Source organism: Bradyrhizobium sp. CCGUVB23 (assembly GCF_024199885.1).
GTDB lineage: Bacteria > Pseudomonadota > Alphaproteobacteria > Rhizobiales > Xanthobacteraceae > Bradyrhizobium.
In genome coordinates this window covers 1,391,047-1,412,090 of record NZ_JANADQ010000001.1, presented here as the reverse complement: position 1 = coordinate 1,412,090, position 21,044 = coordinate 1,391,047, and the positions used below count along the sequence as shown (strand labels likewise).

The following is a 21,044-nucleotide window of genomic DNA, read 5'->3' as shown; positions in this document are numbered from 1 at the left end:
AGAGCACGCGACCATTATGACCTACGCGCTACTGATCAACGGAACTTCCGGCGCCGATATCCTGTTTGGCGGCACCGGAAACGACTTGTTAACCGGAGGCGCCGGCAGCGACCTCTTCGTAATTTCGAAGGGTTATGGCTCTGACACCATCAGCGACTTTCAGGGCGGCACCAGTGGCGACGTGCTGCGCGTGCAGAACTACGGTTTTGCAACGTTTGCAAGCTTCATGTCGGCGGCAAAGCAGACCGGCACGGACGTTGTCGTCACGCTCTCGTCGAGCGAGACGCTCACGTTGCAGAACGTTGCGCTCTCGTCTCTCACGGCGGCAAACGTCGTCCTCGACAATCCGCTGCCGGTCAGCGCATCGCCGAACACGGCGTGGACCACGGTCGGAGCGGGGGGGACGCTGACGGGTGGCGCGAAGAACGACTCGCTGCAGGCGATGGGCGATGGCGTTACGCTGATCGGCGGCGCCGGCGACGACTCGTACTTCATGTACAATCACGAAACGAAGGTGGTCGAACTCGCCGGTCAGGGCATCGATACCATCTACGACGGCATGATCGACGGTTACAGTCTCATCAATGCACCGAATGTCGAGAATCTGACGCTTGGGGGAAGCTACAACGCCCCTGCGACCGGCAATGATCTCGACAACATCATCGTCGGCAACGCCGGCAACAACATGATCGATGGCGGCAAGGGCAATGATGTCCTCACCGGCGGAGCTGGCAGCGACACCTTTGTCATCCGGACTGGAAACGGCAACGACATCATCACCGATTTTCAGACCGGCGCCGGTGGGGACACTCTCCAGATCAACGGTACGACCTTCAAGACGCTCACCGACGTCACGGCGGCGATGCAGCAGGTTGGCACGGATGTCGTTCTGTCGCTCGGCAATGGCGAGAAGATAACGCTCGAAAATACGCAGGTTCAGAAATTTACGACGGCCAACATCAATATCGTTACCGCGCCAACGGGACTGATTCAGACCTTTGGCGATGATTTCAATTCGCTCTCCGCCGGCCAGGATCCGCATCTGACCTGGAAAACAAACTACGCCTGGAGCGGAACAGCAAGTTACACGCTTTCCGGCGAGCAAGAGGTCTACGTTGACCCGAGCTTTACCGGCCTGCCTGGAAGTAAGGCGTCGAGCCCGCTGGGCCTCAATCCGTTCTCGATACAGGACGGCCATCTCGTCATTACGGCGGCGCCCATTCCATCGAGCGATGCCGCCTATGTCGGCAATCATCAATTCACATCGGGCGTGATAACGACCGAGAACAGCTTCGTTCAGACCTACGGCTACTTCGAGATGAAGGCCACGTTGCCCGATACCAAGGGCGCCTGGCCTGCCTTCTGGATGCTGCCGATCAACACGCATGGTCTTGGCACAGAACTCGATGCGCTTGAAGCGCTGGGCAAGGACCCTGACCAATCCCACTACGGCTTCGTTTCTTCGAGCACGTCGAATCAGGGCTATTGGGCGAACACCGCCGATCTCGCGGCCGGTGATCACACCTTTGGTGTGGAGTGGACGCCCTACACGCTGACGTATTTTGTCGATGGGGTCGAAGTCGGACAGGTCGCTACCCCGTCCGACATGAACACCGCGATGTACATGATCGCCAATCTGGCGATGGGCGGAAGCTGGGCCGGCAATGCGGATCCGAGCGCAACGGCGCAGATGAGCATCGACTACATCAAGGCCTATCAGTTGCCGGAGTATACGCTCGCGAACTACACGCTTCTTACCAGCGGCGCTCCGACGACGACCATTGCGGGCACCGCGGACGCGGACACCTTGACCGGAACGTCAGGCAACGACCTGCTCGGTGGCGCGGGCGGAGCCGATACGATGACCGGCGGCCTCGGTGACGATACCTATATTGTCACGGACCCGGGCGCCAAGGTCATCGAAGGCTATGGCGGCGGCGTCGATACGGTCATGTCGTCGGTCTCGTACACGCTGCCGGACTATGTCGAGAATCTGACCCTGACTGGGTCAGCCGCGATCAACGGCACCGGCAATTCCGAGGCCAATATCATCATCGGCAACGATGCGGCCAACGTCATTACCGGCGGACTTGGCAACGACATCCTGACCGGCGGCGGCGGCGCCGACACGTTCATAATCAACCCTGGCGATGGTTCGGACATCATCACCGACTTCACGCCGGGATCAGCCGCGGGACATGATATCGTTCAACTGAACGGCTTTGCATTCACGTCCTTCAACGACATCAAGGCGGCGATGACACAGGTCGGAGACGACGTGTATCTCGCGCTGACGAGCCAGGATACGCTGGTTTTTCGCAACACGACGATCTCGGCTTTCACCAGCGACGACTTCCAGCTGCCGTCGACATTGCCTGTGGGCGGTACCATCACATCCTGGATCAGCGGCTCGACGAGCAGCCACACCGTCTACGGCACTGCCGCGAACGACCAGATCACGGCGGTGAACGCCGATGACACGCTGGTGGGGTGGACGGGCGACGATACTTACGTCATAGGCAATCCAAACCAGAAGATCATCGAAAATCCGGGCGGCGGCATCGACGGTGTTCAAGCCTGGTCATCCTACACGCTGCCTGCCAATGTCGAAAACCTGACCTTGATGGCGGGAGGACTTACCGGCGTCGGCAACGATCTGGCGAACCGGATGGTTGGCTCCAGCGGGAATGACATTCTCAACGGTGCTGGTGGCGATGATTGGCTGTTCGGCGGCGCGGGCAATGACACGTTCATCTACGGCCTCGGAAGTGGCCACGACACGATCGCCGATTTCCACGTGTTTACGAGTCCGGCCGCAGAGCACGACAAGCTGGTGCTGAAGGGCTACGGCGCCAGCGCTTATCTGACGAATGTCGGGGACGAGTGGACCGTTCACTATGCGGGTGGAACCGACAGTTTCCGAATCGCCGGGGTGACACAGCTGTCATCGTCCGATTACGCGTTCGTCTCCGCCACTGGCGCATCCATGACCACGGCGGGACTGACAGCACCGACAATTTCTCTTGCTGGCGCGACCTCGTCGGCCGCCAGCGGACTTGCGAACGCAAACCAACTGACCCTGACCGGAACGGCGCAGGCCGGTGTGACGATCAAGGTGTTCGATCAGACTGCGCAGATCGGGATCGTGACGGCCGATGGTAACGGCGTCTGGAGCTTTTCGACGTCGGCCCTGGCGGACGGAAACCATTCATTTACGGCGATTGCGACAGACGGCGCCGGCGATGTCAGTGGCGTTTCAACTTCTGTTACGATCACCATCGACGCAACTGCACCAAATGCGCCCTCAATCGCGAGCTTCTCGCCGGACAGCAATATCGTCGGTGATGGCGTTACCAGTGCCAATCATCCGACGCTGAGCGGGACCGCGGAGGCCGGCAGCAAGGTGCTGGTGTTTGACGGCACGACGCAGGTCGGCACCGCCACGGTCGATGCCAACGGTAACTGGTCATTTGCGACCGGGACGCTAGCCGACGGGACCCATGCCTTCACGGGCAAGGCGGTGGACGCGGCCGGCAATATCAGCACGGTGTCCGGCGCCTTGAACGTCACCGTCGATACGGTTGCGCCCAACGCGCCGGTTCTTGTCTCGGATGCGCTCGCCGCGTCCAATAAGGTGGTAGTGTCGGGGACGGCGGAGGCCGGCAGCGCGATCAAGCTGTACGAGGGGACGACGCTTCTCGGGACGGCGGTGACGGCATCGAATGGAAGGTGGAGCGTCACGACCGGATCGCTTTCCGACGGGACGCATGCTTTCACGGCGACCGCGACGGACGCGGCCGGCAACGTGAGCACTCTGTCGGCCGTGCTCGATCCGGTTGTCGGAACGGTAATCGAGTCGATCGGATCGGCCAGCCTGATCAGGAGCGGCAACAATTACTATGTCGGCACCGCGAGCAATGGCTACAACGCCGAGCTGAAGTTTGGCGGCGTCGCCCAGGTGGTTGACCCGACCGGCCGCGTTACCCCGCTCGGGGCCGAGAAGACCGCGACCGGCTACCAGGTCGTCTGGTCGCTCGGCAGCGGCCAGTATTCGATCTGGACCACGGACAATAACGGCAACGAGACGTCCTATCTCCACGTGTCCGGGACCAGCAGCACGTTGAAGAGCCTGGAAACGACCTTCCAGCAGGATCTGAACGGCGACGGCGTGATCGGCGCGCCGGCGCCAGCCGCAGCGACGGCAGCCGCCACGACGCTGATCGAGACCAACGGCTCGGCGGGCCTGGCCCAGATCGGCAACAACTTCTATGTCGGCACTGCGAGCGCTGGCTACAACGCCGAGCTGAAGTTTGCCGGCGTCGCCCAGGTGGTCGACCCGACCGGCCATGTCGCCCCGCTCGGAGCCGAGAAGACCGCGACCGGCTACCAGGTCGTCTGGTCGCTCGGCAGCGGTCAATATTCGATCTGGACCACGGACAACAACGGCAACGAGACGTCCTATCTCCACGTGTCCGGGACCAGCAGCACGTTGAAGGGCTTGGAGACCACTTTCCTGCAGGACCTCAACGGCGACGGCGTGATCAACACGGCATCAACCGTGCTGGATATCTCCAGCAAGGCGGTCCTTGGCCTGAGCAATATGAGCCAGGCGGTGACGATCGAGGCAGGCGCGACGCTCGAGTTGACCGGCGCGGTGTCAGGCGCGGTCACGTTTGCCGCTGCGACGGGCACCCTGGTGCTCGACCATGCCTCCCAGTTTACCGGAAAGGTCTATGGTCTGTCCGGCAACGGTGATCCGTCCAGCTCGGACATTCTCGACCTCAAGGACATCTCGTTCGGGACGGGTACCAAGGTCGCCTATTCTGGCGACACATCGGGCGGAATCCTTACCGTCGCGGACACGCAGAACCATACGGCGCAGATTAAGCTGGTCGGAGACTACACCCATTCGACGTTCAATCTGTCGGGCGACGGGAGCGGAGGCACTCTGGTCATCGACCCGCCGGTGGATCAGTTCAATTTTTCCTTTGCGAAGGCCTCAATGCCGCCTCCGACGCCAATTCATGCTGCAACAGTTACTGGCGATGCCTTCATCTTTGCCGGGACCGCCGTCGCTGCCCCGACTCTGCCCTTGATCTGGGCCGAGCATGCACACGATCAAGGCCTACCGACAGCAAACCAAATCCCTCCGAACTTCGATCGTGCTCTTGAGCAGGGGGCGCCTCATACCGAGCCCACATCTCATATCGACCCAACCGATCTTCACGGCTTCCTCCTGCACGCTTAGGGCGCCCCTCACAGCCCTAGCTTTGGAGCTGCGAGCAGCGTAAAAGCTATCCCTTGTTTGACCGATTGCTTCATACCGGGGTAAAATGCTTCGAGGAATTATCGCCGCGCTCTTGGTCCAGGCCTTGGCGTGTTCTACGGCGCTTGCCGGAGGCACCTGTATCCTGCATCCTCAGGCGTTTAGATTGAGGTCCGACGCCGTTCGCTGGTCGATCAAGATAAAATCCGGCGAGCAATGCATCCAGGGCCTGCGCTGGTCGACGCTCATGATCGACAAGGTCTCGATCGTCGAACCGCCAAAAGCCGGACGTCTCATCGTGGAGGGACCGTCCTTCCGCTATTTCGCGGATTCTGCCGGCAGTTCGGATTATTTCAAGATCGAGATCAGCGGGACCTCCCTGCACGTCGACGGAGCTTCCTATCTCGAGGTAGATGTCAATCGGCAGTGACCTTCTTGAAATTGCCAAGTTAGCGAACGCGCTGCCTCAACGCGCCTTTGAGGCGACATTGGTCAGATCGCTCCAACGCCACATTCCGATCCAACAACAAGTCGCATCGGCGCTCTATCCTGCATTCCGTCGCATATTCCTTTGACGGGGTTCTCGCGCAAACGGATGGCCCGGCGCTTGCGCGGGGCAGTTACGTGTGCTGTCATACGCGCATTATCTCGAAAGAATTCTAATGTGACTCTCTGTCACATCGCAACTTCTCTGAGGCCGATTTCTGGATTTTGTAAGATGTATTTAAGCAGCCGCATTTTAATGGGCCATGAGATGCCTTGTGGTGTAGCTCCGTCGCTTGCACCGCCGCAGCGGATGATTATTATCCAGCAAGTTCTCCGTCCTGGAGCGCAGTTCCGGGGCAACGAATGACGGATACTAGCGTCGTATCAGGGCAACGAACCCAGTTTAGCATTTCCGCGCACGCTGGCCCCCTCACGGTCCTTGCTGTGGCTGTGGTGCTCTCTGCAGTCTCGCGTCGGGCTGTCACGCATTTGGCGCAGTGGTCCGAGATTTACGCTTTCCTGCTAATCTGCGTGGCGCTCGCTACCGCAATCGCCTTCGGCTTCGTTCGCTACCGGGATTTCTCGCCGCCTTTGCGAATTATCGCCTTCGCGATCGGAATGACCATTTTCGCGCAATTGGTCTTTGATTCATTCGGGCCGTTCGCCGGCCCTCCAAACATTTTGTTCGGGTCTGGCGACGGAATTCTGTTCTTTCGTTACGGCGCAGTGCTGTCGATGGTCGCCGGCGTTGCTGCGATCTGGCGCCCTTCCTTCTTGCTTCCTCTATTCTACTTCTACCTGGCATGGCGCGAACGTATCAGCGTCGTCTCAGGCATCTGGGTCAGCGAAACCGATTATCTCGGCATGCTCGATATCGGGAACTTCACTGTCGTAGGTGTACTTAGTGCGGTCGTGTTGACCAGCTCCCAGGCAGTTGAACGCCTGCCTTGGTTTCGTACGGCGTTGACATGTCCGAATGGGGTGAAAGATCTTCGCGAACGTGCTTTCGGCCTGATCTGGGCATGCGCTGTGGGTGCTCACCTTGGCAGCTATTTCTGGTCGGGAGTAGCGAAGCTACAGGCCGGAGGTGAGAAGCCGTGGACGTGGCTGCTCGAGAACCCTACCCAGACCTCAATTCTGATGGGGCTCGAACGCGGCGATGCTCCGCTTGCAGCGTGGCCGGCTACTCTTCAATTCGTTTGGGACACGATCGTCCACAACCAACTGGTCTTCAACATCGTTGTGTTGGGCGCACAGCTGCTCTCGCCCTTAGCTGCGATCTCGACGCGCGCGCTGTCGTTCTTCTGTCTACTGTTCGATGTGTTCCACATCGGCGTTTACTTCACTCTCGGCGCGTTGTTCCTTTTCTGGATCGCGGTCAATTTGTTCATCGTCGCGGCCGCGCGCAGACTGCCGCCCAACGGGTTCACCGCGGCAATGAAGGTGACGATGGTCGTGACCGTCGTCTGCGGTCGATTCTTCTTCTATACGAACTATCTCGGATGGTTAGACGGCCCGAAGCTGGCTAGCCAGCGGCTTTTCGTCGAGACTCGGGACGGTCGCGAAATTCTCGCACCTTCCACCTATTTCGGCATCTACTCCTACATGATCGGGACTGGGAGCCTCTACATTCCCGAAAACCATTTCCGGTTCCGAATAGGCGGCAATAACCGCGACCTCGCGAGCTGGCATGACGCAATCAGCTGCGGTCCCGAGGTCCTTCTGCGCCAGGACTCGCCGACCACGATTGACGCGGTCCAGAACTTGGTTCATCGCACGGATCGCTTCTTCCGCAACAATCCCTGGGTCAAAGACAGCAACAGCTTTTACGCTTACCCGCACCACATGCTCTCCAATCCATGGATGTACCCCGAGTTCAACAAGCTCAGCATGGACGATATCGTTGCGTACCACTACGTGGTAGACTCGGTATGTCTTGGACTTGCAGAGGGTAAGCTTGTCCGCGACGTACGAAATCGAACGGATTATCGAATTGAGCCGTGAGAGCGATGAAATTTGGGTGGTCTATGACGGCGAATGCCCGTTTTGCAGCCGTTATGTCCTGCTGTACAAGTTGCGCGACCGCGGCCAACGCGTCCACCTGATTGACGCGCGCTCGTCGCATCCGATTGTTGGCGAGATTCGCTCGCGCAGCCTCGATCTCGACGAGGGCATGGTGGTCCGGTGGCGCGGGCGCTACCACCATGGTGCCGACGCAATGCATCTGCTCACGATTCTGGCCGGCGACAGGTCAATTTTCAATCAGGTCAATCGGGCTTTGTTTTCCCGGCCGCAAATCGCGCGGGCGCTTTACCCGGTGCTTGTGGGCGCAAGGAAGCTCATCCTTCGGCTCCTTGGCCGCAAGCTGATCGGGGAAGTCTGATTGCGGTATGGGAAGGAAGTTTCACCAGCGGCTGGCGAGTCAGATCGCCGATCAAATCGAGATCAGCTTTCGTGAAGAGATTTTGAGATCACGACGAACAAATACATTGGTTTTTTGGCATTCGGTTGCAGAAGGAGATTTTGGTTCATGTCAGAGGAAACTGCATCGGTTTCCGTAGTTATCCCAATCTATAATTGCACCGAGAGGATTGAAGGGGCGATCCGCAGCGCGCTTGATCAAGCGCCGCGGCCTCTGGAAATCATCGTGGTTGATGATGCTTCGACTGATTCATTCGATCGGGACGCGATTGCGGCAATTGATCCGCGTATCCGCGTCATTCGCCACGAAACTAATCGTGGGGGTGGGGCAGCACGAAATACTGGAATTGATGCCGCCCGCGGTGAGTTGATTGCATTCCTCGACTCGGACGATCGCTGGCTTCCTGACAAGCTGAAGCTGCAATTATCGCAAACTTGGGAGAGGAGATTCGAGAGTGTCTTTGCGTGCGGCAACGCAAGGCTTGAGGCCGGCACTAAGAAGAATATCTTCAATTCTCGCCCGCCGCATGAGGGCGAGGATATCAGCCGGTATTTCTTAATTCATGACTGTACTGTACTTTTCAGACCTCCACGTTGAGGGTGCCGACCAAACTCGCGCAGTCTGTTCGATTTAACGATAAGCTCAGGCGGCACCAGAATTGGGATTTTACTCTTAGGCTCATCAAGTATGAAGCCCGCTACCTATACTGCCATGAACCATTGGCGGTCTAGTCTATTGGGATGGCCCGAACCCGAACCGTGTTTCAATGCAGAAAGCAATTGAACCAGCGCTGTTCTGGCTAAGCATTGCCGGAGATTCGGTGGCACCGGATGCTGCAGCCGTATTTTACTTCCGGACCACCTTTCGGCGTCACCTCGCGCAGCAACCCCTGGCGGCCTTCCTGATGGCGATGAAGCTGGGACTCAGTGACCGACGCGCTGCGAGTTGGGCTCTTCGCCACATGGCGATATTCGTTCGCCGACATCGTGGGTTATCTGCCACTCATGCACCATGATCGCGCCCCGACGCAAGGGTGACAGCATATTCATTGCTATTGTCATACCGGTGCTATTGTCATACCGGTGGAAGACAGGAACGGCGCGCCCGATTGCAGGCCCGGATGTGCGTCAAGGCTACGCCATTTAAGCGCGAGTGCTCGATCCCTCTACCTCTAGGCAGTCTAGCTACAAACTAGCGAGCAATGTTCGTCCGGTTGCTGTTTAGATTTGGATTAGCCGAAGCGGCCGGCGGAACACCCTGCCCAATCGGATTCCGGAAAGGATTGTTACTGGGCTGAGTGGCGACCGGCGCGCGTGAACCGGTAGTATAGCCCTGAGATCGGACCGTTGTATTCCTTTGCTGGGTGTTTTGAGCCAAGGTCGGAGCGGCGAGCGTGGAAGCCAATGCCGCGATAAGCAAACACTTCGGGATATTCATAATGATCTCCATCCGGTGGAGTTTGCGCTTCAACTGGACTTAGGCCCTCGCTGCTCCCTTGAGAAGAGGTCACGGTTTCTTGCACGCAGAATAAAAGGTGCCGTTCGTGGCGACCACCCGCTCGATGCATTGCCTCGGGTCGATGATGTCTCCGTCCACTCTAAAATAGTAGGCCTGATTTTTCAGGATCAGCACATAGCGGCCGGGCGGCAGTTCCAGTGCCGGATCCTCGCTGTGAAGCTCGTACATCTCCGAACTGTCGGGCAAAGGAGACACCCGGAAGGGGTAGGAGAAGTTGCGGATCACCCAGGCGTCATCGCTGTCGCCGAGCTTTTTGCCCGTCGCCTCTGCCGAGAATTCGCGGGCTATCTTGGCGACTACGCGCACTTCGGCCCGCTCCAAACCGTTGTTCAGGGAATCGCGGCGGAACACGATGAATTTCGGATGGCCGTTCGGGAGGCCCGTCTGATCGGGCGCCTTGAAGGCCGCCGAGATGGCGACCCTGACGTCCGGTGGCCTCCCGGGCAGCAGTGTCAGTTCAGCGAGCGACTGGTCGTCGACCACGGCATAAACACCGTAGTCTGTCGGTCGAAGGGGAGATCGCTGCGGTGTGCCTGTGGTGGGCTGGGCGGTCGCAGGCGCTACCGGTGCAGGTGGTGTGGCGACGCCTGTCCGTTCCTCGCGCGAGAAGTAGCTTGCAAGCGAAGCGAGCCGCTCCCGTTGCAGCGCGGCGACCACACCCGCACCGGCAACAAGCAGCAGTATGGCCGCTCGCCTTGAGACGGACCAGAAGGGGGGACGACCTCTAAGGGCGCCGCGTTCAATCCCAATGCTCGTGCCTGCGGCTGCCGGCGGCAGCTCCCGAATCGGCGGTTGGCGAGCAACCGCCAGGCCCGAGCCCGGCAGTTGCGGCACCGACGGCGGCGGGATGCTGACCTGCTGCTGCGAGAATTCCTCGACCCCGCGGATTGCGGTTTCCAGAGCCTGCCTTGATCGCCGAATGTCTTGGGCATCGGCGTGGGTGAACTGCTCGTCGAGCTTGTAACGGGCGAGATCATAGACGACCTGGCGCATGTGCGCGGGATGGTTCTGCACCGTCTCGAGCATACGCGAAATCACGAGGGCGAATTGAACCTCTGCGGAGGCAGGCTCCGTTCCGTCCTCACCAGTTGTGCTCAAATCGCGCGAACTCATCCCCGCCGAAGTCCTCAGTAAAGGCCGGAAAGTCTTGTCTCTTCAAGGGCTAGCCTTGAATACCAGCCTTGTTGCCCCGGCGCCATAGGTGATGCATCGCGGGTTCAGTCCGGTCGGAATTCGCGAGCAGCTCCTAAGACCTGATAACCTTTCCATTGGCGAGTTCATGCCGACTTGAACGCTTCGGTGCGTCTACGGCACGAATAATTTCCGCGTTCCAAACGCCCCAAAAGAAACTAGGATAGGCGTCCTACTAGTCAATCCAGTGTGAGACTATGCTTATCAGATTGCGACCCGAAACCGTTGCACTGTGCCTCGTCGCTCTCGTTGTATTCTCGGTGGCGGATCCTGCATCGGCCGTCACCGCCGAGGTAGCCAGAAAGTGTAGCGCGCTTATGACCAAGCAGTTTCCCCCGAGAGAGCCCGGCAATCCTGCCGCAGGTAGCGCAAAGGGGAGTGGCCGTGATCAGCAGGCCTTCTTCAACAAATGCGTTGCGAACGGGGGCAAGGTCGACGACAGCGGGAAGTAGCGATAGCCGCATCGTGTTCGTGTGCTGTGCTAGTGAGCTGCGCGTGATGCACGGTCGGTTCCCGCGTTACGAAACTGCGTTCCATATCCGGCGTGCATACGGCTTGCGGGCTTGTTGGCTTGATGTGTTCCGCTCCCGTACGTTAGACGGAGCGCTAACGTTCCAAGAGAAACGGACAGCCGTTCAAGAGTTCTGAAAAGGAGGTGCATTCGCGCGTCTGACGATTTTCTATCAAAGATTGTGTTTCTCAACGTTGAGTCGGGCGAAAGGCTCCTAGCTCGTTGAGTTTGGTGTTCTGGGCGGGAGCATCGGTTGACGAACGTGAGGCTGTCGCGGAATCCTCACTAACAGGCCCGCGGTTCGGTCCCCACCTTCCGAATCGTTGTGATACCGCCCGTAAGGTTGAGGCAAAACACACGCGTGTGATCTGCAACTCCAAATGTTTATCTGACGGCACAATTTTGCATCAGCATGTTTCCGTTCGCCGATGGTGACGGTGAGCAAACTTCGAGGAGCAGCCTTGGCTCACGCAATCCCGGGGCCAAGTTTTCGAACGCGCACGGGGTTGCTCAGCTCGCAGCAGAGTTGGATGTGCGGGGAGGTGGAGTTCTCGCATCCGTGGATGGACGGACGAGAAAGGCCGGCGGTTCGCTCGTTCGGGTCGGCCTCAGATAGGGTTCGTATTTGAGGTACTCGGCGCGACGCTCCCGCGAAAGCGCTGCCCGCGTCGCGTACCCCGCTGCAAAAGAGAGAGCGGCAGTGGAGAACAGGATCACTAGGCCAAGCACACGACGCTCCGCAAAATCGTTTCTTCGTTCTCCACCCAACGGGAGTATTTGACGCAAGTTCTATGCCGCCAGAGAGGTATCATAGAACCTCTATCTGTCTGCGCGACACCCCGAGCTCGGACATGCTGGTTGGCAAAGACCGTTCGCTTGCTTTGGCTGCGTCCGGAGCGCCGAGCTCAAAGCCTTGGCGGCTGGAAGCGCATTTCAATAATCGTGGCGAGCAGGACTAGCCTCCCGGCGAGGAAGTGCGGCTCAACGTTGTCTGTTGTTGCCCCCGGTTCTTTCGGGGGAGGTGGCTCAGGGACGTTACCGTCCTTCGCCATGCAATCCCTGAAATAATTGTTGCGATCGCCGCTCATGCGCACCGATCCGGGGCGCTGGTAGGGATAGAGCATGTAGGAGTAGCGGACGCACCTCTTGGCGGTCTCGGCGCTGGGGCCGGCTGCCGCCGGGCTCAATCCGGCGGCAACGATCTGAACCACGACCCATGTGATGGCAACGGCGAGCCAGGAAAACATTTGCATGAAAATTTGCCAATTTGATCTTGCCTCCAGCTCCTAGCCGATCTCCGCGCAAAAAGAAACGGTCAGACAGCCGATGCCAAGCGAGTAGCACCAGCCGCTTCGTGAGCGAGGCGCCAGACACATGAATCCGCTCATCCAAGGTGCCACACTTCTTGGAGGGCGTGCGCAAGCGTCCGTCTGCCTCCTCTTTTGGAGGAGGAGGCGTTGGTCATTCCGCTAGCCGAAGGAAAATTTCTGATTCTGATGGCCATACCAGTAATGCGTATTCGGAAATTTCACGTCAAGCGAATGTAGTTGGAGGTCTCGCTTGCAACCGTTTTGATTTCGGCACGGGTGAGGGTGATGAAGCCTGGTTTAATCCGGATTGCTTCCACGAACTAACACTACTCTGGCAGTTTAGTTTTGCTTGGGTCGACCAGGAGTTTCTCACAGTGCGGGCATCGCCGGGGTGGAGGCTGAGCGAAAAGGTCGAGGATGGCTTGCCTGACGGCCGGCATGCTCGGCTGTGGCGGCGGTCCCGCGATTCTTTTTTTTCGTCCCGCTGCTTTAAGGCGGCGGGATTGGAGGAAGGCGTAGGCGATCATGGTCATCAAGGCGTGTCGGTGTAACCCCGTCCAGGATCTCCCTTCGAAGTGGTCGAGGCCAAGCTCCTCCTTGAGCTGCTGATGGGCCTGCTCACAGACCCATCTGGCTTTGATCGTGGCGACGAGCATCTTGAGGCTCGCATCGGCCGGTAGGTTCGACACATAGTATTTTTGCTCGCCAGTCGACCGGCGTTCGCCGACGAGCCAGACCTCGTCGCCCGGCATGCACTGCACACGATTATCGAGCATGCGGTGCTTATGGCCATCCGCAACGCGGACACGGCGGGCCGCGAAGAGACATGTCAGTCGACCTTTGGTGCCCCGCCGCCAACTGACCCTTCGCCATTTCCCTTTGGCCAGCATCGCTTCAGCAGCGACAGGGGGCTGATCTGGAATGTGGTATTTGCGGCGCTCTCCGGCCTTCGCGACGGGGAAGATCAAGGCAACGTCGGCGGGATAAACGTTCTGGCGTCGCGACAGACCCACCGCCCACAACAGACCGCGCTCGCTCAAAGCCTGACGGAAAGTCCCGCTGGAGCCGTACCCTGAATCGGCAAGCACACAGCCAAAACGCGCACCGGAGGCGATGACGCGGTCGATCTCCGCGATCGCGATTTCCGGCTTTGTCAGTGCAGTCTGTCTATCCTTCGGAACACCGGCCCGCGCCATGCGCTCACGATCATCTGTCCAACTCTCGGGTAGGAATAGCCGCAGGCCCACCATCACTGGTACCTCGCGCGACGCCAACGTTACCGAGACCAGCGACTGGCAGTTGGCGGTCTTTCCGAGCGACGAGGCATATTGGGGTGCCACGCCAACCGAGTGAGATCCCTTCTTGGGCAACGCCGTGTCATCGATGACAAGAAACCCCGCCTCATCACCAACCAGGCCATCTGCCTTCTTCAGCAAGGCGGCCTCAAGCGAGGCAATGTCCCAAACTCCGGCGGTGACGAAATGATGCAGCTGATCGTAGCTGACTTCGCCAGCGCGCGTCCCCATCGGCTGAATGCTCTTGCGGTCTCCTGGACCAATCAGCCCGGCGATATAGGCTGGACACATCCGCGCTCTGGTCTTGTGCCGTAGCGCCGCGACAAACGGCGCAAGCCAGCGATCGAGATCAGCCTGCCAGTTTACGTCCATTGATCGGCCCTCCATGAGCCGACCTCCCATGAGTCACAGAAAAGCTGATTTGGGAATCCCGCGCCGCTCAAAATCTGCCAAGGTAGTGCTAAACGCCGGACTCAAGGCCGTAGTCGATCTTCTCGCGTTCCAGAAAGATCAGAAGCTGCCGCCTCGATCCAGAGCCGCGCGAATTCTCTAAGGCCACGAATCAGAAGTTGTCTCGGCGCTAGCTAGAAATCTGGGCCAAGTACTAAGCGTGCCAGTCCTCTCAAGACTGCGACACGGAGGTCCAAAAAACAGATGCGAGCAACCCTGGAAAAACCGCTGGCGGCCGCCACGGGCTCGCTGATTCAAAGCAGAACGTCCAACCGTTCAGGCATGGAAAGAGGCATCAGAACCGGATACCCTCGTGAGCCCGACCAATAGAGCCTTTTTTAATTCTGGAGACCTGCGTGGCCCGGAAGCTCCTGACTCTTCTTATGGCTCTTGTGTTGGCTGTTCTTGTTGCGGCAACCGCTATCTTGCGGCCGGATCGGGCGGCGCACATCGTGGCGGCTGTCGTCGCCCACAATGTTTGTGTCAAGACGTTCGTCTCGGGATTCAGTCCGGAAGTCGCGTTTGCAGAGATCACGGACCAATCCGCGTTTCTCCTGTGGCGTCCTGTGATGCAGTACCAACTCGAACAAGCGCCAAACTCGGTCGCAGTATCAATGTTCGGTCGTATCTTCGGACGGGCAGTCTTGCACCAGGGCTTCGGCTGTGTGATGACAAATGAGACGCAGCCATATCAAATTCCGCGAAGCGATTTACGGACGCTGATTGCAGCGGAGATGCCACCATTGCTGCCGGAGATCGCGGGGGAAACCGTTGTGAATCCCGAGCAGCCGGCATTGAAAGCAGCGCTAGATCATGTCTTCGAAGAGCCAGCGACAGCGCCCAAACGCAGGACCAAGGCTGTGGTCGTGGTGCATAACGGCCGCGTGATAGCGGAGCGCTACGCAACGGACGTTGGCATTGACACGCAACTGCTCGGCTTCTCCATGACCAAGTCTGTGATGACCGCTCTGATCGGCATCATGACCCGGCAGGGTCGGCTCAGTCCCTCGATTGCCGCGCCGATTCCGGAATGGCATTCATCAACCGACCCGCGGCACGAGATCAAGATCGAGCATCTCCTGCGTATGACAACGGGCCTAGCGTTGGACGAAACGTGGCTCGGCTTCGACCAATCAAGCCAGATGTATCTGCATAATGATATGGCTAGCTTTGCAGCAAGCGCGCCACTCATCGCGACGCCAGGCTCGCGATGGCACTATTCGAGTGGCACGACGCAACTGTTGGCGCGCATTATTCGCGACAACCTCGGCGGACCGGAGCAGGCTCTAGCCTTCGCATGGCGCGAATTGTTCAATCCACTGGGAATGCGTCACGTCACGATGGAGTTTGATGGGGCCGGAACATTTCAGGGCGCTTCCAACATGTTGGCTAGCGCACGAGACTGGGCGCGCTTCGGGCTCCTTTACCTCAACAACGGCAAAATTGGCGGCGAACAAATACTGCCCGATGATTGGGTGGATTTTTCTGCGAGACCCACGCTGAACACCAACTACGGGGCCGGCTTCTGGACGAATCGTGGTAACCGCATCGACGCAAGTCGCCGCGAGCCTGGCGCAATGCCGCGAGACGCGTTCTTTGCGACGGGGTGGCTCGATCAGAGCATCGCCATCATTCCATCGAGAAACCTTGTTGTGGTACGGCTCGGGGATTCTCCAGGGGAAGTTGGACGATTGATTAGCGAGATCCTGGCCGCAATCTAGCAGGTTACCTTTGTGACGGTTCAGGTCCGTTTTGGTATGCGCGCCAACTTTAGAAGGCGCAGATACCTCCGCCACGTTCGAACAGGATTGCGGTAAGCCATCGTGTCGCTTGGTCTGCCGTAGGTCAGGCGGAGAGCGAATGTACCCAACCTCAGCGCCACCCGATCAAGCGTCGACCTCAATTGCATTGTGGAGTTCTAACGCGCCTAGCAAATCAATCCTACTGTCAGGCTAGACCGGTTCTCGGAATCTTCAACTCCAAATCTAATCCAACCTGCACAATCTTTGCCCGCGCTCGTGGCTCTTTGCATGCTCGGATCGAACTGGTGCTTGTTTTGACCGCAAATCTTCTCTGGGGCGATGCTCTCGAGTCGTTCCAAAGCCTCGCGAATGTGTCTCTAAGGAGATGCCTTGTCTATCTCGATCATCTCCGGCTCGGTGACGCCTCTCACAGGGACGCCCAAAAGTGTCTGACTGCGAACGACCCAAGAGCGGCCATCCTGCTCGAGGGTGAGCGCGGTCCCTGCGGGAAGCAGGGTGCAGCCAAGCGTCTGAAGATCTGGTGCGCCGCCATCGCGCATCTGGGTGGCCGCAAAAGCGAGCGAAGCCAGGCTGCGACATAGGAGGGCACCCGAAAGTCCTCGGCTTGCGCTCGCCCTGCCGGTGCGCACTTCGTCTACGGCGAGTTCGGGAAACCGTTCCTCCGCAGCGCCCATAACAGCTCCCGCCGTGATCATGAGAACGAAACACGCAGAGGCTATCTTCATTTCAAGTTTGCCAAATCAGTTGCCCTGCAAACATTCACGGCGCGCCGGGGTGTTGACCCCTGAGTTGAGGATATGCCGATCGTAACCGAAGTGCCAAGGCGCTCATCAGGTCGAACTTTGCCGCGCACCATGTAGATCTCCGCCGCCGGCGAGAGGTCGGTACAGCTTGGTTATGATCTGCTTGGAGCACAGTCAAACGGGCGCCGGTATGTTAGTCCGACATTTACCAATATTCCCGATCTGTCGTCGCCCTTACCAAAGCTTCAGCGCACTCCCCCATGTTGCGTTGATCACTAGAGGGGGCCAACCATGTCACGAATGTCTGCCTGCGCGTCGATTGCATTCATGCTGGGGGTCTTGGCCACAGCGTCGGCCGTGAGCGCAACGCCGAACTGCCTGCGCGATATCAAGCCGTACAGGCTTGCTGGCGACACCATGGAATGGTCGATGACGATCGCGCCGGGGGCCGATTGCATCCAAGGGCTGCGCTGGTCGACGATGCAAATCTACAAGGTTGAGGTGACGGAGAAGCCGAAGAGCGGTGAGATCGTTCTGGTGGGCCCCGGGTTCCGCTATTTCGCAAAGCCGGACTTTTCGGGTACGGACAAGTTCATCCTCACGGTGGTGGGCAAGAACCGGCATGACGAAGGCTCCTCGACGGTTGAGATCACGGTGTCCCGGTCAAGCCCCCCGCTGCTCGTCAGCGCCGTCAGCCATCCCGAGTAAGGTCTGTCTGCATAAGTCGGCCGCCTGCGCGTGCCGCTAGAGTTGCGGCGCCGGTCGCGACTTGCGGCCCTGTTGGGCGCCAAGTTCCTTTCGTATCGCCTTTGCGGGCTCAAAGGGCTTTCACTGCAAAGGCGCACGCCTATCAATCCCGGGGTTGACCTGGTCGACCGATGCGGCCATGAAAGACCGGTCGCGGGACGGCTTTCTCGGGCGTCAGCATAAGCCCGCCGGGCCACGAAGCTCCTGCCGATTGATTGGGAACAAGGTTTCGCATGACTGAACGCATCGCTCTGATCACCGGCGTGACCGGCCAGGACGGCGCCTATCTCGCCGAATATCTGCTGTCGCTCGGTTATGTCGTGCACGGCATCAAGCGGCGCTCGTCCTCCTTCAACACCGCGCGCGTCGATCATCTCTATCAGGATCCGCATCTCGGCGACGTGCCGTTCCTGATGCATTACGGCGACATGACTGACTCGACCAACCTGATCCGCCTGGTGCAGCAGATCAGGCCGACCGAGATCTACAATCTGGCCGCCCAGAGCCACGTGGGCGTCAGTTTCGAGAGCCCGGAATACACGGCGAACGCCGACGCGATCGGCGTGCTGCGTCTCCTGGAGGCCATCCGCATCCTCGGCATGGAGAAGGAGACGCGCTTCTACCAGGCCTCGACCTCGGAGCTCTATGGCCTGGTGCAGGAGATTCCGCAGAAGGAGACGACCCCGTTCTATCCGCGCTCGCCTTACGGTGTCGCCAAGCTCTACGGCTATTGGATCACGGTGAACTACCGCGAGGCCTACGGGATGTTTGCAAGTAATGGCATCCTGTTCAATCACGAGAGTCCAATCCGCGGCGAGACCTTTGTCACCCGCAAGATCACCCGCGGTGTCGCCCGCATCGAGGTCGGCCTGGAAGAGGTGCTCTATCTCGGCAATCTCGAGGCCAAGCGCGACTGGGGCCATGCCAGGGATTATATCGAGGGCATGCACCTGATCCTTCAGGCCGACAAGCCCGACGATTTCGTGTTGGCAACCGGCGAGACCCGCTCGGTTCGCGAGATGGTCGAGCTCGCCTTTGCCGAGGTTGGCCGCCGGATCGAATGGCGCGGCAAGGGCGTCGACGAGACCGGCGTCGATGTGAAGAGCGGCAAGACGGTGGTGAAGATTGATCCCACTTATTTCCGTCCCACCGAGGTCGATCTCCTCGTCGGCGATGCGAGCAAGGCGCGCGCGCAGCTCGGCTGGAAGCCGAAGCGCAGTTTCGCGCAGCTCGTGCAGGAGATGGTGGCGAACGATCTGGCCGAAGCCAAACGGGAAGCCACCGATGGCAAGCGTAGCGTTTGAGCTGAAGGGCAAGAGCGTCTACGTCGCCGGACATCGCGGCATGGTGGGCAGCGCGCTTTTGCGCCGGCTTGCGCAAGAGGACGTCAGGCTGCTCACGGCCAGTCGCAGTGAAGTCGACCTCTGCAATCAGGCCGCCGTGTTCAACTGGTTCGTCCATAATCAGCCACAAGTCGTCTTTCTTGCCGCCGCCAAGGTCGGCGGCATCGTCGCCAATGATACGCTGCGCGCCGAGTTCATCTACGACAACATCGTGATCGCCGCGAACGTCATTCACGCCGCGCATCTGAACGGCGTGGAGAAGCTGATGTTCCTGGGCTCGTCCTGCATCTATCCAAAACTGGCGCCGCAGCCCTTGCGCGAGGATTTAGTGCTGACCGGACCGCTCGAGCCGACCAACGAGCCCTATGCGATCGCCAAGATCGCCGGCATCAAGATGGCGGAGACCTATCGCAGCCAGTATGGCAGCGATTTCATCAGTGTGATGCCGACCAATCTCTACGGCCCCGGCGACAACTATCATCCCGAATACAGCCACGTCGTCGCCGCCCTGATCCGCCGCTTTCACGAGGCGAAGCTCTCGGGTGCGGCGAGCGTCGCCGTCTGGGGCACCGGCGCGCCGCGGCGCGAGTTCCTCTATGTCGACGACATGGCGGATGCTTGCGTCCACCTCATGAAGACCTATTCGGCCGCGGAGCTGATCAATATCGGCACGGGCCAAGACATTGCGATCGCCGAGTTCGCCCGCGTCGTCGCCGACATCGTCGGGTATCGCGGCGCCATCACCTTCGACACTTCGCGCCCCGACGGCACGCCGCTCAAGCTGCTCGACGTCAGCCGGTTGACGGAGCTCGGCTGGAGCGCGCGGACCCCGCTGGCCGAGGGCGTAAGGCGCGCCTATGAGGACTATCTGTCGAGCCGTCCGGTCGCCGCGCAATAGCCGTGCCGATCGCTCGCCCGTGGCGTCTGTCGAAATTCTAGATCCGCATCGGTCAGAGACTGATCAATCCTCTGGCTGCAGCCAGAGCCAGCACACCCACATGCGTCTGCTCGCAAAATTCTCCGGCCAGAAGCAATTGGCGAAGCTCCTCTGGTAACGCCGAACTTACGGAAACGCCGGGCTCCTCGACGAAGTCGGGCCGGCGCTCACTCGTTCGTATGAAAAACGAATACATCGAGTTTGTGATCCGGCTAGCGCAGGTAGCTGTCCTGCCAATAAGCTCGACGCTACTTGTCAAATAGCCAGTTTCCTCCAACAGCTCTCTGGCGATTGCGGTGAATGGATCCTCGTTCGGCTCGCATAGTCCAGCGGGTAGTTCCAGTGAAAACCGCTCGATTGCCGGACGATACTGACGAACTAGCAAGATGCGCGAATCCGGCGTGACGGCGAGTGCCACGAGATAGTCCGGCTGACCAATCGCGTAGTAGGTTTCGACGGCTGCGTTGGACGATAGCTGGACGTCCCGGGTAATCACCTCCATCCAAGGTGAAACGCTGGCCCGCCTGGTCTCGATAATTCTGGGAAGATCATCCATGCCGCCGCCCCATGAAAGCTGTTTGCTATGTCGGTCCTAATGGCTAGCTCGATGCTGATCAAGACCATGCGTTGTAACTCGCACGCGGTGTTTCGCAAGAAAGGCGCGACGGAGCCGTCATTGTGCGATTCGATCAGGCGGCTGGAGGCTGGGTTGTTACGCGCCTCGGCGCCAACCCCGGTCAACAACCGCGTGCTCCCGCTCGCTGAAGCCCTGTTCGTCGATGACGCGATCATCTTCGATCAGCTCACGAGCCCATCCGTTCGCTACGCGGCGGCGCAGGGGCCCTTGGGTGGAGGTGTCATGGGCGGGCTTCCGCGAGCTTGGCGTCTGGTCAAAACCTGCCGGGGCGCCGTTCCCCTGCATCGAGCCCTGGCGCGGTTATGCGAGCTCCCAAGGCTTCGACGGCGAATTTGCGAGCAAACCCGGCGCGATGCATATCGCGCCGGGTACAGAGGAGACGTTGTCGGTTCGGATCGCGGTTGGGCTAGGGACCTCAATCTGAT

General features: G+C 59.3%; 12 protein-coding genes and 2 pseudogenes. 10 read left to right on the top strand and 4 right to left on the bottom strand.

Annotation, left to right across the window (positions count from 1 at the left end):
• Positions 1-16: 16 nt before the first annotated feature.
• The 5 genes from NLN62_RS06605 (at position 17) to NLN62_RS06585 (ending at position 8,771) form a co-directional block, all read left to right on the top strand.
• Positions 17-5,248 (top strand): Ig-like domain-containing protein, encoded by a 5,232-nt coding sequence (locus NLN62_RS06605; RefSeq protein WP_254108062.1) that lies wholly within the window; start codon positions 17-19, stop codon positions 5,246-5,248.
• A gap of 184 nt (positions 5,249-5,432) precedes the next feature.
• Positions 5,433-5,696 carry a hypothetical protein gene (locus NLN62_RS06600; RefSeq protein WP_254108060.1) on the top strand — a complete coding sequence of 88 codons (264 nt, stop codon included), beginning with the start codon at positions 5,433-5,435 and terminating at the stop codon, positions 5,694-5,696.
• Positions 5,697-6,196: 500 nt separating this feature from the next.
• Positions 6,197-7,756: a hypothetical protein gene (locus tag NLN62_RS06595; RefSeq protein WP_254108059.1), complete on the top strand. Its 1,560-nt coding sequence runs from the start codon at positions 6,197-6,199 to the stop codon at positions 7,754-7,756.
• A complete protein-coding gene (locus NLN62_RS06590; RefSeq protein ID WP_254108058.1) occupies positions 7,710-8,135 on the top strand; it encodes a DCC1-like thiol-disulfide oxidoreductase family protein in 426 nt (141 codons plus the stop codon). Before NLN62_RS06595 ends, NLN62_RS06590 begins: the two co-directional genes overlap by 47 nt.
• 147 nt (positions 8,136-8,282) lie before the next feature.
• Positions 8,283-8,771, top strand: coding sequence for a glycosyltransferase family 2 protein (locus NLN62_RS06585; protein WP_254108057.1), 489 nt, complete (start codon positions 8,283-8,285; stop codon positions 8,769-8,771).
• A 909-nt stretch (positions 8,772-9,680) separates the two neighbouring features.
• On the opposite strand, the gene NLN62_RS06580 is transcribed toward NLN62_RS06585, so the two are convergent.
• The 3 genes and pseudogenes from NLN62_RS06580 to NLN62_RS06570 form a co-directional block, all read right to left on the bottom strand.
• Complete coding sequence (locus NLN62_RS06580; RefSeq protein WP_254108056.1) at positions 9,681-10,718, bottom strand: hypothetical protein; 1,038 nt, start codon at positions 10,716-10,718, stop codon at positions 9,681-9,683.
• Positions 10,719-12,299: 1,581 nt separating this feature from the next.
• The gene (locus tag NLN62_RS06575) at positions 12,300-12,647 is read right to left on the bottom strand and encodes a hypothetical protein (RefSeq protein ID WP_254108055.1); all 348 of its coding nucleotides are present in this window, start codon (positions 12,645-12,647) and stop codon (positions 12,300-12,302) included.
• 426 nt (positions 12,648-13,073) lie between these two features.
• Positions 13,074-14,401, bottom strand: a pseudogene (locus NLN62_RS06570) (IS701 family transposase).
• A gap of 404 nt (positions 14,402-14,805) precedes the next feature.
• On the opposite strand from NLN62_RS06570, the gene NLN62_RS06565 reads away from it, so the two are divergent.
• The 4 genes from NLN62_RS06565 to NLN62_RS06550 all read left to right on the top strand — a co-directional run bounded on the left by NLN62_RS06565 (position 14,806) and on the right by NLN62_RS06550 (position 19,943).
• A complete protein-coding gene (locus NLN62_RS06565; RefSeq protein WP_254108053.1) occupies positions 14,806-16,170 on the top strand; it encodes a serine hydrolase in 1,365 nt (454 codons plus the stop codon).
• Positions 16,171-17,282: 1,112 nt separating this feature from the next.
• Positions 17,283-17,663, top strand: coding sequence for a hypothetical protein (locus NLN62_RS06560; RefSeq protein WP_254108052.1), 381 nt, complete (start codon positions 17,283-17,285; stop codon positions 17,661-17,663).
• A gap of 272 nt (positions 17,664-17,935) precedes the next feature.
• A complete protein-coding gene (gene gmd, locus NLN62_RS06555) occupies positions 17,936-19,006 on the top strand; it encodes a GDP-mannose 4,6-dehydratase (protein WP_254108051.1) in 1,071 nt (356 codons plus the stop codon).
• A complete protein-coding gene (locus tag NLN62_RS06550) occupies positions 18,987-19,943 on the top strand; it encodes a GDP-L-fucose synthase (RefSeq protein ID WP_254108050.1) in 957 nt (318 codons plus the stop codon). The genes gmd and NLN62_RS06550 overlap by 20 nt, the downstream gene beginning before the upstream one ends.
• A 52-nt stretch (positions 19,944-19,995) precedes the next feature.
• On the opposite strand, the gene NLN62_RS06545 is transcribed toward NLN62_RS06550, so the two are convergent.
• Positions 19,996-20,538 carry an NUDIX hydrolase gene (locus tag NLN62_RS06545; RefSeq protein WP_305881663.1) on the bottom strand — a complete coding sequence of 181 codons (543 nt, stop codon included), beginning with the start codon at positions 20,536-20,538 and terminating at the stop codon, positions 19,996-19,998.
• Between the two features lie 111 nt (positions 20,539-20,649).
• Here NLN62_RS06545 and NLN62_RS06540 point away from each other — a divergent pair.
• Positions 20,650-21,043, top strand: a pseudogene (locus NLN62_RS06540) (aldose 1-epimerase family protein); the annotation flags it as partial.
• Position 21,044: the final 1 nt, after the last annotated feature.

Excerpts from the sequence above, each read along its gene's own strand:
- NLN62_RS06605 (WP_254108062.1), top strand. The coding sequence starts at position 17 with ATGACCTACGCGCTACTGATCAACGGAACTTCCGGCGCCGATATCCTG.
- NLN62_RS06585 (WP_254108057.1), top strand. The coding sequence starts at position 8,283 with ATGTCAGAGGAAACTGCATCGGTTTCCGTAGTTATCCCAATCTATAAT.
- NLN62_RS06580 (WP_254108056.1), bottom strand. The coding sequence starts at position 10,718 with ATGCTCGAGACGGTGCAGAACCATCCCGCGCACATGCGCCAGGTCGTC.
- NLN62_RS06575 (WP_254108055.1), bottom strand. The coding sequence starts at position 12,647 with ATGCAAATGTTTTCCTGGCTCGCCGTTGCCATCACATGGGTCGTGGTT.
- NLN62_RS06560 (WP_254108052.1), top strand. The coding sequence starts at position 17,283 with ATGCTGGGGGTCTTGGCCACAGCGTCGGCCGTGAGCGCAACGCCGAAC.
- gmd (WP_254108051.1), top strand. The coding sequence starts at position 17,936 with ATGACTGAACGCATCGCTCTGATCACCGGCGTGACCGGCCAGGACGGC.
- NLN62_RS06550 (WP_254108050.1), top strand. The coding sequence starts at position 18,987 with ATGGCAAGCGTAGCGTTTGAGCTGAAGGGCAAGAGCGTCTACGTCGCC.
- NLN62_RS06545 (WP_305881663.1), bottom strand. The coding sequence starts at position 20,538 with ATGGATGATCTTCCCAGAATTATCGAGACCAGGCGGGCCAGCGTTTCA.